At 65.3% G+C, this 14,041-nt stretch carries 14 protein-coding genes and 1 tRNA gene; 3 read left to right on the forward strand and 12 right to left on the reverse strand.

Annotated elements, in window-relative coordinates; genetic code table 11:
• Positions 1-50 precede the first annotated feature (50 nt).
• Complete coding sequence (locus ACWHYV_RS01470) at positions 51-1,499, forward strand: amino acid permease (RefSeq protein WP_447978892.1); 1,449 nt, start codon at positions 51-53, stop codon at positions 1,497-1,499.
• Positions 1,500-1,509: 10 nt separating this feature from the next.
• Here ACWHYV_RS01470 and ACWHYV_RS01475 read toward each other — a convergent pair whose 3' ends face one another.
• The 9 genes from ACWHYV_RS01475 to ACWHYV_RS01515 all read right to left on the reverse strand — a co-directional run bounded on the left by ACWHYV_RS01475 (position 1,510) and on the right by ACWHYV_RS01515 (position 10,174).
• On the reverse strand, positions 1,510-1,965 hold the full coding sequence (locus ACWHYV_RS01475) for a hypothetical protein (RefSeq protein WP_447978893.1): 456 nt from the start codon (positions 1,963-1,965) through the stop codon (positions 1,510-1,512).
• 74 nt (positions 1,966-2,039) lie between these two features.
• The gene (locus tag ACWHYV_RS01480; protein WP_447978894.1) at positions 2,040-3,512 is read right to left on the reverse strand and encodes an SLC13 family permease; all 1,473 of its coding nucleotides are present in this window, start codon (positions 3,510-3,512) and stop codon (positions 2,040-2,042) included.
• A gap of 18 nt (positions 3,513-3,530) precedes the next feature.
• The gene (locus ACWHYV_RS01485; protein WP_447978895.1) at positions 3,531-4,037 is read right to left on the reverse strand and encodes a phosphate-starvation-inducible PsiE family protein; all 507 of its coding nucleotides are present in this window, start codon (positions 4,035-4,037) and stop codon (positions 3,531-3,533) included.
• A gap of 186 nt (positions 4,038-4,223) precedes the next feature.
• On the reverse strand, positions 4,224-4,616 hold the full coding sequence (locus ACWHYV_RS01490; protein WP_447978896.1) for a hypothetical protein: 393 nt from the start codon (positions 4,614-4,616) through the stop codon (positions 4,224-4,226).
• A 122-nt stretch (positions 4,617-4,738) separates the two neighbouring features.
• On the reverse strand, positions 4,739-6,019 hold the full coding sequence (locus ACWHYV_RS01495; protein WP_447978897.1) for an MFS transporter: 1,281 nt from the start codon (positions 6,017-6,019) through the stop codon (positions 4,739-4,741).
• On the reverse strand, positions 6,016-7,125 hold the full coding sequence (gene nagZ, locus ACWHYV_RS01500) for a beta-N-acetylhexosaminidase (RefSeq protein ID WP_447978898.1): 1,110 nt from the start codon (positions 7,123-7,125) through the stop codon (positions 6,016-6,018). Before nagZ ends, ACWHYV_RS01495 begins: the two co-directional genes overlap by 4 nt.
• Positions 7,122-8,666, reverse strand: a complete 1,545-nt coding sequence (locus ACWHYV_RS01505) for a leucyl aminopeptidase (RefSeq protein ID WP_447978899.1) — start codon at positions 8,664-8,666, stop codon at positions 7,122-7,124. Before ACWHYV_RS01505 ends, nagZ begins: the two co-directional genes overlap by 4 nt.
• An 85-nt stretch (positions 8,667-8,751) precedes the next feature.
• Positions 8,752-9,387, reverse strand: a complete 636-nt coding sequence (gene queE, locus ACWHYV_RS01510; protein ID WP_447978900.1) for a 7-carboxy-7-deazaguanine synthase QueE — start codon at positions 9,385-9,387, stop codon at positions 8,752-8,754.
• A 91-nt stretch (positions 9,388-9,478) separates the two neighbouring features.
• Positions 9,479-10,174 (reverse strand): HAD family hydrolase, encoded by a 696-nt coding sequence (locus ACWHYV_RS01515; RefSeq protein WP_447978901.1) that lies wholly within the window; start codon positions 10,172-10,174, stop codon positions 9,479-9,481.
• A 115-nt stretch (positions 10,175-10,289) separates the two neighbouring features.
• On the opposite strand from ACWHYV_RS01515, the gene ACWHYV_RS01520 reads away from it, so the two are divergent.
• Together ACWHYV_RS01520 and ACWHYV_RS01525 are read left to right on the forward strand one after the other, a co-directional pair.
• Positions 10,290-10,374, forward strand: a tRNA-Leu gene (locus ACWHYV_RS01520).
• Between the two features lie 250 nt (positions 10,375-10,624).
• The gene (locus tag ACWHYV_RS01525) at positions 10,625-10,810 is read left to right on the forward strand and encodes a hypothetical protein (protein WP_447978902.1); all 186 of its coding nucleotides are present in this window, start codon (positions 10,625-10,627) and stop codon (positions 10,808-10,810) included.
• A 27-nt stretch (positions 10,811-10,837) separates the two neighbouring features.
• Here the strand turns inward: ACWHYV_RS01525 and hpnR are convergent, their stop codons facing one another.
• From hpnR to ACWHYV_RS01540, 3 genes are all read right to left on the reverse strand, one after another.
• Positions 10,838-12,382, reverse strand: a complete 1,545-nt coding sequence (hpnR, locus tag ACWHYV_RS01530) for a hopanoid C-3 methylase HpnR (protein WP_447978903.1) — start codon at positions 12,380-12,382, stop codon at positions 10,838-10,840.
• 62 nt (positions 12,383-12,444) lie between these two features.
• The gene (locus ACWHYV_RS01535; protein ID WP_447978904.1) at positions 12,445-12,951 is read right to left on the reverse strand and encodes a gluconokinase; all 507 of its coding nucleotides are present in this window, start codon (positions 12,949-12,951) and stop codon (positions 12,445-12,447) included.
• 112 nt (positions 12,952-13,063) lie between these two features.
• The gene (locus ACWHYV_RS01540; RefSeq protein WP_447978905.1) at positions 13,064-13,945 is read right to left on the reverse strand and encodes a hypothetical protein; all 882 of its coding nucleotides are present in this window, start codon (positions 13,943-13,945) and stop codon (positions 13,064-13,066) included.
• Positions 13,946-14,041 lie beyond the last annotated feature (96 nt).

Here is a 14,041-nt window from a genome sequence, read left to right on the forward strand (position 1 = left end):
TCGGGGTGGGGGAATGCGAGCGTGCTAGACTTCAGGCGGAAGGAGCGCGTGTGCCGGCTCAACACCATCCCTTGTTCCGGCTGAAGTCGATCCCGCAGATCCTGGCCGATTCCGATCATCCCGACCATCGGCTGAAGAAGACGTTGACCGTCTGGGACCTGACGGCCCTGGGCATCGGGGCGATCATTGGGACCGGCATCTTCGTGCTGATCGGCACGGCCGTGGTCGGAGACGCCCATCGCCCGGGTGCGGGCCCCGGTATCGTCTTGTCGTTCATCCTCTCCGGCATCACGTGCGCGCTGGCCGCCCTGTGCTATGCCGAATTTGCTGCGATGATTCCGGTGGCGGGGAGCGCCTACACGTATTCCTATGCCACGCTCGGGGAGTTCCTCGCCTGGATCACCGGCTGGAACCTGATTCTGGAATACGGTGTGGCGTGCGTGGCGGTCGCGATCGGCTGGTCCGGCTATTTCAACAACATCCTGGGAACGCTCGGCATCGTGCTCCCGGCGTGGGCCACGCATTCGCCCGGCTCAGGAGGTCTGATCAACCTGCCGGCGGCGATGATCGTGCTGCTCGTGACCGCCGTCCTCGTCAGAGGGGTGAAGGAGAGCGCGCGGACGACGGGCTTCATCGTCCTGATCAAGATCGCGGTCATCATTTTCTTCATCGCAGTCGGCGCCCGTTCCGTCGAGCCGGCCAACTGGTCCCCGTTCATGCCGTATGGCTTTCAGGGTGTGGGTGCGGCCGCGGCCATCATCTTCTTTGCCTATGTGGGGTTCGACGCGGTGTCGACGACCGCCGAGGAGGCGAGGCACCCGCAGCGGGACATCCCCATCGGGATCATCGCCTCTCTCTTCATCTGTACGATCCTCTACGTGCTCGTCGCCGCGGTTCTGACCGGCCTGGTGCCGTACGACCAGATCGATGTGCACGCGCCGGTCGCCGAAGCGCTGCGGATCGCCGGGTTCCACTGGGGAGCCGCCGTGGTGGCCACCGGGGCGGTTGCCGGCATCACCAGCGTGCTGTTCGTGATGATGATCGGTCAGATCCGGATTTTCTTCGCCATGTCTCGAGACGGCCTCCTGGGTCCCTGGCTCTCGAAGGTCCACCCGCGGTTTGGGACCCCGCACCATGCCACGATCCTCACCGGTGTCGCCGTCTCCCTCCTCGCCGCCTTCATTCCCATCGGCGAAGCCGCGGACATGACGAACATCGGGACACTCTTCGCCTTCGTGCTGGTCTGCACCGGTGTGTTGATCCTTCGCAAGACCAACCCTCATCATCCGCGCCCCTTTCGGATTCCCTTGATGCCGTGGATTCCTCTGCTGGGCATTGCCGCCTGCCTCGGCCTCATGGCGTTCTTGCCGACGCTGACCTGGATCCGGTTCATCATCTGGACCGTGATCGGAACCCTCGTCTACTTCGGGTACGGCATGCGCCATTCACGCCTCTCGCAAGAGGCGCCTGGCGATGCCCCGGCGGTCGCGGGGCGTTAGTCGCGGGGCGTTAAGAGTGATCGGAGCTCGGTGTGGGGTCGGGGCGAGCGGCGACGGCCGCCTCCGCCTTCGGCGCGGAGGTTGCCGGCTTGGGCTCAGGCGGAGTGGGCGAAGGGGCGGAGCCGGCGCTTGAGGTCGCGCCGCCGCCGGCCGCGGGGGCGGGCTTCGGCGCGGCGGCCGGTTTGGGAGGCGCGGGTTTTTCGGGCTTGACGCCATCCCACGTCGGTCCCGTGTACATCTCCGGCGACAGACCATTGGCCTTCCACTTTTCCTCGAAGTCGGCTGCCGCGCGATTCGGCGTCTCGCCCTTTCCAATGATCTCATTCCAGGGATAGACGCGCGGTGAGATTTCGCACCCGGTTGGTCCCTTTCTCAGGTAGAGCGCGATGGGATTGCCTCGGTAAGGGCCCAAGAAAATATGGACGTTACCCACGTATTCGAGGAGGTTCGCCATAGGGGTGAGCATGATGCCATAGCTCCGCGGGTGCATTCAAGTCGGGAGCGCCCTACAGGCGGTGCGCAGAGCCGCCGCTCATGGGCTCACGTGAGGCCGAGCCAGGGACAGGCGACGCGCAAGACGATCCAGACGAGGACGGCACCCATGAGGTCGAACACCAGCCCGGCGCGGATCATGCGGCTCATCGGCACGAGCGAGGTCCCGTAGACGATCGCGTTCGGCGGCGTCGACACGGGGAGGGCAAAGCCCAGACTCGCACCCAGGCACGCCCCGAGCGCCGGCGGGACCGGCGGCAGGCCGGCGGCCTGGGCGATTGCGATCACGAGGGGGATCAAGAGAGTTGCAGAGGCCGTATTCGATGCCAGCTCGCTGATCAGCACACCGGCTCCGATCGAGACCGCCGTGAGCCCCCAGAGACTCGTGGTCCCGAAGAGCTCCACGAAGCCCTCGCCGACCGAATCGGACAAGCCCGTCTTGATCATCAAGTCGCCGAAGGCAAGCCCTCCGCCGAACAAGACGATGATCCCCCAGTTGATGTGGCTCGCCTGTTTCCAGGTCAGGGTTGGGGTCCCGCGCGGATCGGCCGGCAGGATGAACAGCAGTCCGGCGGCGAGCAAGGCGACGAGCTCCGTTGGCAGCCGGCTGTCCAACCAGAGGACCGCCGGGTGGCGCGGTCCCGCGACGAGGGACAGGAGACCGGAGCCCACCCAGAGCGTGACCGCGAGCATGAAGGCGAAACACGCCGACACTTGGCCGCGCGACCAGTGCCGGTCGACGACGCCGAATGGGAGGGGCCGCACCCTGGTATGGCGAGCAGGCGGATGGAGCCTGATCAGTACGAGCCAGGCGGTCAGCAGCATGAGCAGCCCCAGCGGCAGGCCGAACCCCAGCCAGGTGACGAAGGAGATCGGCACGCCGGTTTGCTGTCCGATGAGGCCGATGCCGATGAGGTTCGGCGGGGTGCCGAGCATGGTGGCCATGCCGCCCGCCGTCGAGGCATAGGAGAGCATCAGCATGAGCCCTGTCTGGAAGCCGCCGTGCGCCGCGCCCGCGCCGCTTTCCAGTGCCGACAGGAGGCCCAACCCGATCGGGAGCATGAGCGCCGTCGCCGCCGTGTTGCTGATCCACATGGAGATCAGCGCGGTCGCGGCGCCGAGTGCGAGCAGGAGACGAGAGGGCCGTTCCGCCACCCATGGGAGCGACAGGGCCCATCCCGCCACCTTCCGGTCGACCCCATGCACCGCCATGGCTTCGGCCAAGAGGAAGCTGCCGATGAAGAGGAAGATAATCGGGTGCCCATAGGCGGCGAATGCGGTCTTGGCGGAGGCAAGGCCGGTGAGCACGCACGCGGCGGTGCCCAGGAGCGCGGTCATCGGCAGCGGGATGGGTTCGGCGATCCAATAGACGACCACGCAGAGGAGGATGGCCGCCAGCGCGTGGGCCTCCGGGGCGAGGGGAACGGGCAACAGGGAGAAGACGACGGAGGCGGTCGGTCCCGCGACGAGCGCCACCCAGCCCCAGCGCGTTCTGGATTCGACCTCTTCTGGGCCGGCCACGACGGTCAATGGTGAGGGCTACGTGGCCGGGGGGCGGTCGAGTTGCGCACTGATCGGCGCCAGCTGTTTTTCCGGTCGCTGCCGAACGAGGAACACGGCGACCACGAGTACCATAATGACCCCGACGTTGACGCCGACGTCCATCAGGTAACGGTTGAACTGGTTGTCGGTCACCTCGGGGAGATGAGCCAATTCCGCGCTGGCCGTCAGGATCCGCCGGGTGCAGGCGATGATGCCGACCGCCAGGTACGGCTCCAAGGCGAGGATTTCGGTCTGGAGGAACCGCACCACCGTTCGAAACAGCTCGAGCAGGATGATCACGAGCAGCAGATCGTTGAGGAGCTTGAGCCCGGCCCCCAGCAAGGTCGTCTTCCCCGCCGTCGAGAGGACGAACACGTACCAGCTGTGGGCGAAGATCAGCATGCCGAGCACGAGGAGGCTCAGTCCGGCGGTGATGTAACCCCAGCGGTCGAGCCACTCCATCCAGCTCAGCCATTGCTTCATCGAGACGGTCCTATCGCGCATGCTCCTCCTTCAGCGAGGGTCGAGCGTTCGCGGTGAAATGCGACGGACGAACGTCGGGGCGCCCACGAGCCGCCCATGGAGCCCCCATGCTGCACGCCTCCGAATCCCGACAACCGAGAAGGCCCGTCGGCCGGCCTCTCGACGAGGGAATGCGCGAGCCGCCCGCGTGCATGGTGCATGAACGGCTCACGCGGTGCCGTGTGAGCCGAGTTCGGTCGGGTTCGCCGGGCCTCGGCGGGTCTGGTCGAAGTTCAGCTCTTTCAGCGAAGTCGCGGTCAGCGAATGCCCGCAACAGATGATTTCGCGAAAACCGGCGCCGCCATCCAGAATCATGACCCGAAGCCCGCAGGAATCAGGATGCAGTTTCTTCTCGTCCAAGATCATCCCGATGGGCAGGGTGCCACGGGCCCGGCCTTTCGTAGACCCAACCTGGGCCACGACGTCGTCTTCCGTCAGGATATGGTCGCAGCAGACGACCTTTTCGAACCCCTCGCCGCCGGCCATGACCTTGATGACGAGCCCGCAACTCCCCGGGTATCGCTTGTGTTCGTCCAGGATGTCGCCTTTCTTCAACGGCATGAATCCCCCGTGCCGAGCCGTGACGTCGCGCGCAGTGCCGCGCCGGCTCGTGTGTGTCCTTGGTGCCGTGAACGGTGAACGGGCCGGACCGATCGAGTCCACCCCGAGCCCGGCGGGCTCGGTCACTTCTCCGCCGCGATCATGCCGCGCCGCTCATCGACGAACTGAAAGATCAGGAGCCCGAGGGCAAAGAACACGGCCATGGAGAGCACCGCCCATCGTTGGCTGCCCGTCCACGCCGTCACTTCCCCGTAGACCACCGGACCGATGATCGCCGCGAACTTCCCGGTCACCGAGAAGAACCCGAAGAACTCACCTTGCCGCCCGACCGGGGTGAATTGCGCGAGCAACATGCGGCTGGACGATTGATTCGCGCCGAGCGCCGCGCCGGCAACGAGACCGATGACGTAAAATTGCGCGTGGGTCTGGACGACGGTAGCCACCACAGACACCGCGATCCAGAGGGCGAGGGTGATCGTGATCGTGTGTTTCGCACCGATGCGATCGGCGAGCACCCCGAAACCCACCGCCCCGGCCCCAGCCGTCACCTGCGTAATGAGAAAATAGATAATCAGATCGCCCGGGGAAAAGTCCAGGACTTTGTTCGCGAAAATGCCGGACGCCACGATGACGGTGTTGATGGCGTCCGTATAGATCAGGTACGCCGCAAAGTAGACGACCAAGTCTCGATAGCGGCCCACGTGCCGGGCCGTGGACGCCAGGCGCTCGAACGCCTCCCGCCACACGGATGCGCCGGCTGCACCCGGCTGCGGCCGCGCACGTTCCTTCAGCCACAGGAAAGTGGGCAGCGCCGCGACGAGGAAGAATCCGGCCGTCATGGTGAAGCTCAATCGGTAGAGCGTCAGATTCTCCTCGGCGAAGCCGCCTTTGATGAACGGATAGGCGAGCGCGAGCGACAAGAGCCCGCCGAGATAGCCGAGGCCCCAGCCGTAGCCCGAGATTCGACCCACGTTCGCCGGCGTCGCCAGCTCCACGAGAAACGCGCTACAGAAGAGGAAGCCGAGATCGAAGGCGACGTTCGCGATCCCGAAGAACACCAGCCCGGCGAGCACGTCTCCCTCTTTCACCAGGGCGAGGAGAGCTGTGCACAGGATGCAGATCAGGGTCGACGCGATCAGGAATCGGCGCTTCAGGGCCCGGGCGTCCGCGATCGCGCCGAGCACCGGCGAGAGCACGGCCACGACCAGCATGGAAGCGGCGTAGCCCCAAAACCACAGGCGCTCGGGCGTGCCCCCCTCGGCTCCTTCGGAGAACGGCCGGGCGACGACTTGAACGAAATAGACGCTGTACGCGACCGTGACGATGAGGGTGGTGAAGGAGGAATTGGCGAAGTCGTACAGGCACCAGGCCCAAATTTCCCTGCTGCCGACCGGCTTGGTCACACCGTCGCTTTCGAGGCCCGTTCGGTGGTGTGCTGCAATGCCGCAAGGACGGCTTGGTGAGCCTGGCAGCCGACGATGTGCGCGGCCCTGCGCGGATCAAGCGGGGCATACGGCAGGAGGAAGCGTTCTTTGAGGTGAGCCAGGCGCCGCAGCGACGCGTCCAGCCGGCCCTCGGCGATCGTGCCGTCCTTGACCGCGCGGTACACCGCTTCCATCGCGGCCACAGCCCGATCCCGGCCCTTGCAGATCAGCAGCACATCGGCCCCGGCTTGGAACGCCGTCACCGCGGCTTCTTCGATCCCGTAGTGGTCGACGATCGCGTGCATCTCGAGATCGTCGGTCACGATCACGCCTTTGAAACGAAGGTGATCGCGCAGCAGGTCGGTCAGCGCGATGTACGACAGCGTGGCGGGAAATTGCGGGTCGAGGCTCGGATAGGACACGTGCGCGGTCATGATCGTCGCCACGCCGTTGGCGATGGCATGGCGAAACGGCCGCAGCTCCACCTCATGAAGTCGTTCGAGCGTGGCCGAGACCACGGGCAGCTCGAGATGCGAATCGACGCTGGTCTCGCCGTGCCCGGGGAAGTGTTTCCCGCACGCCACGACCCGATTGTCCTGGAGCCCGGCGATCGTCGCCAGGCCCAGTTCGGCCACGTCGCCGGCTTTTGCGCTGAAGGCCCGGTCGCCGATGACCGGATTGTCGGCGTTCGTGTTGATGTCCAGCACCGGGGCCATGTTCATGTTGATCCCGACCGCCCGCAGCTCCGCCGCGGTGACGGCGGCGACCTCGTAGGCGAGCTTCGTGGACCCGCATCGACCGACGACCGCACAGGCCGGAAAGATCGTGAAGCCGGCCGGCAGGCGCGAGACGCGGCCGCCTTCCTGGTCGATCGCGATCAGAAACGGCGTGTGTCCGGCGTGGGCTTGAAGCGCGTTGGTGAGCGCGACCGCCTGCTCGGGCGACTGCAGGTTGCGGGCGAAGAGGATGAAGCCGCCCGGGTGATAGGTCTTGACCAGATCGACGAGGTCGGGCGTGACGGCGGTGCCCGAGAAGCCGAGCATGAACAGCTCGCCCACCTTCTCCCGCAGGGTCGTCGCGCTCATCGGGCGCGGCTCCCCCGGCTCTCGAGGCTTTCATCGATCAGATATTGGAGCAGCAAGCGGGTGCCGATCCCCGTGGGTCCCTTGGAAACGTACGGGCGCTCCCGTTCGCTCCAATCGGTGCTGGCAATGTCCAGATGCACCCAAGGACAGTCGCCGACGAACTTGCTCAAGAAGAGCGCGGCCGTGATCATCCCGCCGGCCCGCCCGCCGATGTTGCGCATGTCCGCCACGTCGCTCTTGAGCTGTTCGAAGTACTCCTCCCACAGCGGCATCTCCCAGACGCGCTCGCCGGTCTTCAACCCGGCGCGCTGGATGCGCGCCTTCAGGCCGTCGTGGTTGCCGAACATGCCGATGGCGAACTGACCGAGAGCCACCATGCAGGCGCCGGTCAGGGTCGCGACATCGATCACCGCTGAAGGCTTGAAACGGGTGGCGTAGTTGAGGCCGTCGGCGAGGATCAGACGGCCTTCGGCGTCGGTGTTCTGGACTTCGACGGTCAAGCCCGACAAGGTGGTGAGGATGTCGCCGGGCTTGATGGCTCGGCCGCCCGGCATGTTCTCGGTCGCGGGGAGGATGCCGACGACATGGAGCGGCAGGCGCAGGCGCGAGGCGGCGCGAATGGTCGCGAGCACCTCGGCGCCACCGGTCATGTCCGCTTTCATCTGCTCCATGTTCTCGGCCGGTTTGAGCGAAATGCCGCCGGTGTCGAATGTGATCGTCTTCCCGACCAGGACGATCGGTCGGGCTCCGCGACCGTTCCGTGCACCGGCTTCTTGCCCGCGGTATTCCAAGATGATGAACTTCGGGGGCTCGTGGCTGCCGCGTGCCACGCCCAGGAACGCGCCCATGCCCAGTTTTTCCGCGTCCCGCTGTTCAAGAATCTTCACGCGGACGTGATGTTCCTTGGCGAGCTTCTTCGCCTCCAACGCGATCCGGGAAGGCGTCATCACGTTGGCGGGATGGTTGCACAGATCTCGGACGTACATGGCCGCTTCCGCCGAGGCGCGGCCCCGTCGCAGCCCTTCGGTCACGCTCGTCCGGGCGTCGCCGTCGGGCGCGATGACCGTCATCCGTTGCAGCGGCTTGAGGTCGTCGCCGTTCGTGCGGTACGCGGTGAATTGATAGCCGCCCAGCATCGCCCCTTCGGCCATGGCCTGGGTCAGGTCCACCTTCGAGGCGTCGACGAATGCCGCTCGACCGGGGACGGGCGCGACGAAGGTGGTGGCGCCGGCCTGCCGGATGCGCTTCACCGCCGTGCCGAACGCCTGCCGCACCGCGTCGAGCTTCGCCTCTTTCCGCTTGCCGAGCCCGACCAGCAATACCCGCTTGGCGGGGAGCTTGCCCTGCGTGTGCAACAGGACGGTTTGGTTCGCCGTGCCTTGAAACTCCCGGCTCTTCAGCAAGTCTCGGACCGCGCCGTTGAGCCGCCGGTCGACCACGGCGGCCTCGTCGTCAAGGGCGGGCTCGCCCTCGAAATGGGTGAGGACGAGCACGTCGGCTGGCTCCTGCTCCACGGGGCCCGGCTTCACGCGTAGATCCATGCATGCTCCCTACTTGAGTGTGATTGCCTGCTATTGTGAGGATGAAGGCCGACGAGCCTTCCGCGTGAGCGTGGTCGCCGGCCGTCTACACCCCCCGCATCGAGGGGTCCCAGATCAGCTTATGCAGTTGGAGCTGAAACCGGACCGGCAGCCGATCGGCCAAGATCCATTCCGCCAATCGCCGGGGCTCCACCTCGCCAAAGACCGGGCTGAAGAGCACCGGGCAGCGGCTGCCGAGATCGTACCGGCGCACGATCGCGCTGGCCCAGTCGTAATCCGCCCGGTCCTTGATCACGAACTTCACTTCATCCTTCGAGCTGATACGATCCAGGTTCTTCCAATCCATGCGGTCCATCATCCCGCTGCCCGGGCATTTGACGTCCAAAATAATGTGAGTACGGGGATCGACCGGTGAGATATCGATGGCTCCACTGGTTTCGAGCAGCGTGGTATAGCGATGGTCGCATAAGCTCGTCAGCAGCTCGACGGTCTCCCGTTGGTGCAACGGCTCCCCCCCGGTGACCTCCACCAACGAGCAGTCGTACGCGTGCACCCGCTCGAGCACCTGCTCGCGCGTCATCTCGGCGCCGCCGTAGAAGGCGTACTCGGTGTCACACCAGGTGCACCGCAGCGGGCAGCCGGTCAGACGAATGAAGGTGCAGGGACGACCGGCATAGGTCGACTCGCCCTGGATGCTATGGAAAATTTCGGTGACGCGCATCGCAGTCTCCGAGCCTCGGGCCCCGTTGGATTGCGCAAATTTTCTACGATGACCGCGCTCCTGTCAAAGGCACGGGCGGAGGGGGAGGGTATCACAACCACTGCGCGACAGGCCAGCCGCGCCGCCGGGCGAGGCGCGCCATCCCGCGAATCGGGTTGATCACGTGCGGGTGGCCGACGGAGCTGAGCACGGCGACATCGCCGGGGCTGTCCCCATAGGCGAAGCAATCCTGCAGATCCAGGCGTTGTTGCCGAGCGAACGCCTCGATCAAGCGCCGCTTGCCCTCGCCGTAGGGAAAGGGGGGCAGGAGATGGCCCGTGTAGCCGTCGGGTGTGCGCTCGGGACGGGCGGCCAGGACGGTGGAGACGTTCAGAGCGGCGGCGAGCGGGGCGATGAGGAAATCCAAGGAGCCGGTGATGAGGACGAGGTGGTGTCCCGCCCGCCTGTGCGCCTCCAGCACGGCCAGCCCCTCCCGCGACACCCGGCTGCAGATATCGCTCTTCACGAATTCGTGCGCCAACGGCTCGATGGCGTGCGGCTGCTTTCCGGCGAGGTAGAGTTTGCGCACGCGCAGCGGGTGGAGCGAGACCGGCGGCATGTGACGCACGAGGTGCCAGAGGCTATGGCGCACCTCCCGGAGACCGATGAGGCCGCGTTGAAACAGGTAGTGGAAGAAGCGGACTTCGATCGCAGGGCCGGGAATCAGGGTGTTGTCGACATCGAAGAACGCCCCGCGGGGTCTAGCGGGTTCGGACAGAGCCGTGGCCTCATGGAGCTGGACGGGCATGCTGGCGCCGGGAATTGCGTCGAGAACCGCGTTCTTGAAGTGAGACGTTCGCGCATTCTAAACGGAGAGGGGATTGATTGACAAGCATTTTGGCCGACTTCTATAATGCGCGCACGCCGAAGTGGTGGAATTGGTAGACACGTACGTTTGAGGGGCGTATGGGGCAACCCGTGGGGGTTCGAGTCCCCCCTTCGGCACCATCTTCTGTATCGTGCTGCGCCGCTCACGTCTTTGGCGCCAACCCCTGACCGTCTTCCTCCGTCGGGCTGGAGCGCGACCGGTCCTCATTGAGGGATCTCTTCAAGCGAGCGGAAGAGCCAGGACTTCCGCGTCCCGGGCATCACCCTACGAGCGGGCGCTCCAGCCGTCAGTGCTCTTCATTAGTGAGAGTGACCGTCTTGACGGGGCAAGTAGGAATGGTAGGATATTGAGCATAGGACGGAGGAGGACATGCCGCTCACAGCGATCGAGCCGGTTCCGTCACGCCAGGCGCGTCCACCGTCCCCCATGCCGGCCACCGAGCAGCCCGCCGAGGATGTCTTGGCGGGTGCGACGGGGATCATCAACGGCCTCTTCTTGGGCCTTCTCCTTTGGCTGGCCTTGCTGATCCCTGTTCTGCTGTATTGGCTGTGGTAGCCGCCGCCCGCCTTGGATCTTAGGATCTTACGCACCGGTTCCCGTCCGTGTGATCTCGACGAAGTGCTCCGTCGAGTCATCAATGTGCCGACCGTGTCGTCCACGGGCTTCGTGAATGTACAGCAGGCCGAGGTCGGCTTTTCGCCCTGGTGCCGACGGTAGCGTCATTTCATAGCGGACCGGCGCCTGGTGATCAGCCAACTGCAGGTTCGGGTTATAGACGCGGTTGAACTTCCACAGCATCTTGACGAAGTTGGTCTGCCCTCGCATCAAATGCCCGGCGGCGATCCGGGCCGTCGACTTCAACGCCGTCCAGCCGAGATGCTTCTTGTTCAAGATCTGCTGAGTCTTGACCAGTTCTTCGTAGAACTCCGCGAGCGGCAATCGTGTGGGGAGGACGGCGTGCTGGATGTCGAAGAGCCGGTAATCGCGGGTCATGATTCGCCGTGATTCGGTCTGCCACGTCTCGGTGCCCGGGTACGGCGTATTCACGCTGATGTTCACGATCTCCGGAATCTCCAGACACCATTGTCGGACCACCTCGAAGCGCGGTGTGTCCCAGTCCGGATCGGCGATGATGTTGATGGCCACATTGATGCCCAGGGAGCGGGCGTACTCGAGCGCTTCGAAATTTCGGCCCAAGGAGATCCGCTTGCGATGCTGGCGCAGGCCTTCCTCGTCGATGGCTTCGACCCCGATGAACATGTACCGCAGGCCGAGGCGCGTCCAGAATTCGAAGACCTCCTTGTTCCTGAGGAGGACGTCCCCCCGGGTTTCCAGGTAGTATTGCTTCTTGATGCCCTTCCGCGCGATCGCCTCGCCGATCGCCATCCCGTGTTTCGGCTGAATGAACGCGACATCGTCGACGATGAAGACGCCGGGCTCGCCGATCCGTCCGAGGTCTTCCGCAGCCTTCTCGGGGCTGATCACGCGATAGCTGCGCCCGTAGAAGGTCCACGCGCTGCAGAACGAGCAGTCCCACGGGCAGCCGCGGGCGAATTCGATGGAAGCGCACGGGTCCAAGACCCCGATGAAGTACTTGCGTCGATGCCGCACGAGATCGCGTGCGGGAGACCGGACATCGAGGCTCTCGACGAACCGCGGGGCCGGGCCCGCCCCATGGAGCGTGACCACACCGGGGACCTGGGTCAGTGCCGTCCGGTCATGGGCCGCCGCGTCCAAGAGGTCTTGAACCGCGCTCTCGCCCTCGCCTTTGAGCACGCAATCGATCGCCCCTCCACCGTGCCGGAGCAGGTCAGGCGCAATGAAAGAGGCGCTGTGGCCGCCGACGAAGAAGAAGCACGACGGTAGCCGCTGCTTGGTCAGCTTCGCGAGATCGATGACTTCCGGCACGTTCGCCAAGTAATTGCACGAGACCCCGACGGCGTCGGGCCGCCATTCATGCAGCATGCGCAGGTAGTCCTGTTGGCGTTCGACCTGGAGATCCAGCACCCGGACGTCATGGCCCGCCTCGCGTGCGGCTTGGGCGATCAATTCGAGCCCCAGGGGTTCCAATCGCAGATAGATCTTCGTGTACATCAGCGGGCTTGGATGAACGGCGAGGAATTTCATGTCTCTCCTCAGACGCGCAGTCAGCGCGTACCTCGGCCTTCGTGCCGGGTGTTCAGGGTTCGCTAGGAACCGGGAGCCAATCCTTCGGCCGCCAGCCGGCGGCAAATGTCGGGGACGAGGGCGTCGAGCGGCTGCGAGGCGTCGACGACGATCGCGTCGGTGGGTTCTTCGAGGAGGGCGAACTGGCTGTCGAGCAGCTCTGTGGGCATGAAGTGATGACGGCGCCGGGCCAAGCGGTCATAGATGATCTGGTACGTGGCTTTCAAATAGACGAGCCTGACCCGCTTCGGGTCCGGAGTGAGCGTGTGCCGAGCCTGGGCGGTCAGGGCGGAGCAGGCCAAGACCACGTGGCGGCCTTCGATCAGCCAGTCCTCGATCGCCCGGCGTAGCGCGGCCAGCCACGGCCGTCGGTCTTGATCGGTGAGCGGGACGCCGCCGGCCATCTTCTCGATGTTGGCCATCGGGTGGAAGCAGTCGGCGTCTTGAAATTCCCAGTGCAGGCAGGCCGCCACCCGGCGGCCCACGGTCGTCTTGCCTGAGCCGGCGACGCCCATGACGATCAGCACCATCTCGGTACGGCGGGCTGGGCCGGGAGAAGCCCGATGAGCCGAGCTCGACTGCCGGCCCGCGCGGGACGGGTCCCCCTCATGGCGCATCCCGGTGAGTCTGCGCGCCGTTCGATCACGGCGTGCGATCCTCGTGAGGCTCCGCCTCGAGCTTCAGTCGATCGGACACCTTGTCCGTAGACACCCCCGCGCCGCCGATCGACAGGCTCGCATCGGTGCCTTTGAGCCCTTCGCGCTGCTTCTGCAGCTCCAACAGCAGGGCGTCTCGCTCCTGCCGCACCCGCGCCGCTTCCTCGCTGCGGGCGGCCAGCTCGTCGGTCAACGAGGTGACTCGCTGCTTGGTTCGCTCCAGCTTGTCCGTCAACGTGGTGACCTTGTTCGCCAGCGTCTCTCGATCGGCGACCGCCTTGCGCAGCCGCTCGATCTCCTGATCGCGTTCGGCCAGTCGCTTGGCCAGATTGTCGGCCCGGGCGGCCTCGGTCTCCAACTCGCTTGCGCGCTTCTGCAGACGGGCGATCTCTTCCTTCGCCGTCGTGGCCCCGCTCATCAACCGTTGCTTGTCTTCTCGGAGGGTGGCCGCCTTGACTTGCTCGGCGGCGAGCTTCGCCGCCAAGTCCTTGGCTTGATCGCGCGCTTCGGTCAGCGCGGCGGCGATGTGGTTTTTTTCCTTTTCGAGCGTCGCCAATCGAGCCGCCATGTCGGAGAGCTCCTTCTTGCCGCTCGCCAACTCTTGTTGTGCCGTTTCGAGTTGGCGCTGCAGGTCTTGCGCGCGCGCCTCGAGTCGGTCGTAGTCGGCTCGCAGCTCGTTCCATTTCTGGAGCGCGGGATCGACGTCCACCGGCGGACGGGGGGACTCCGCCTCCGAGGAGCGTGGCATGGTCGCCTCGCCTTGAGCGACGAGCACGGCGGGCTCCGAAGGGGAGCCGAGGGCGACGGCGGAGGCGAGCAGGATGGTGAGCATAGGAGTCGGGACAAATTGTCCCGGATGCACCATCATAAAGTACCACGGCCGCGTGTATGCCGGAAAGCTCGCTTCGGTATTGTCAGCCGGGCGAGATTTTTGGATTGCGATTTTATGGAAGTGCCGTTACAA

It is taken from the genome of Candidatus Nitrospira bockiana, assembly GCF_965152565.1.

What these genes read in the sequence shown, in the direction of transcription:
- ACWHYV_RS01515 (WP_447978901.1), bottom strand. Translation starts at nt 10,174, where the DNA reads ATGCCCGTCCAGCTCCATGAGGCCACGGCTCTGTCCGAACCCGCTAGA.
- ACWHYV_RS01490 (WP_447978896.1), bottom strand. Translation starts at nt 4,616, where the DNA reads ATGCCGTTGAAGAAAGGCGACATCCTGGACGAACACAAGCGATACCCG.
- ACWHYV_RS01505 (WP_447978899.1), bottom strand. Translation starts at nt 8,666, where the DNA reads ATGGATCTACGCGTGAAGCCGGGCCCCGTGGAGCAGGAGCCAGCCGAC.
- ACWHYV_RS01540 (WP_447978905.1), bottom strand. Translation starts at nt 13,945, where the DNA reads ATGATGGTGCATCCGGGACAATTTGTCCCGACTCCTATGCTCACCATC.
- nagZ (WP_447978898.1), bottom strand. Translation starts at nt 7,125, where the DNA reads ATGAGCGCGACGACCCTGCGGGAGAAGGTGGGCGAGCTGTTCATGCTC.
- queE (WP_447978900.1), bottom strand. Translation starts at nt 9,387, where the DNA reads ATGCGCGTCACCGAAATTTTCCATAGCATCCAGGGCGAGTCGACCTAT.
- ACWHYV_RS01535 (WP_447978904.1), bottom strand. Translation starts at nt 12,951, where the DNA reads ATGGTGCTGATCGTCATGGGCGTCGCCGGCTCAGGCAAGACGACCGTG.
- ACWHYV_RS01485 (WP_447978895.1), bottom strand. Translation starts at nt 4,037, where the DNA reads ATGCGCGATAGGACCGTCTCGATGAAGCAATGGCTGAGCTGGATGGAG.
- ACWHYV_RS01525 (WP_447978902.1), top strand. Translation starts at nt 10,625, where the DNA reads ATGCCGCTCACAGCGATCGAGCCGGTTCCGTCACGCCAGGCGCGTCCA.
- ACWHYV_RS01475 (WP_447978893.1), bottom strand. Translation starts at nt 1,965, where the DNA reads ATGCTCACCCCTATGGCGAACCTCCTCGAATACGTGGGTAACGTCCAT.
- hpnR (WP_447978903.1), bottom strand. Translation starts at nt 12,382, where the DNA reads ATGAAATTCCTCGCCGTTCATCCAAGCCCGCTGATGTACACGAAGATC.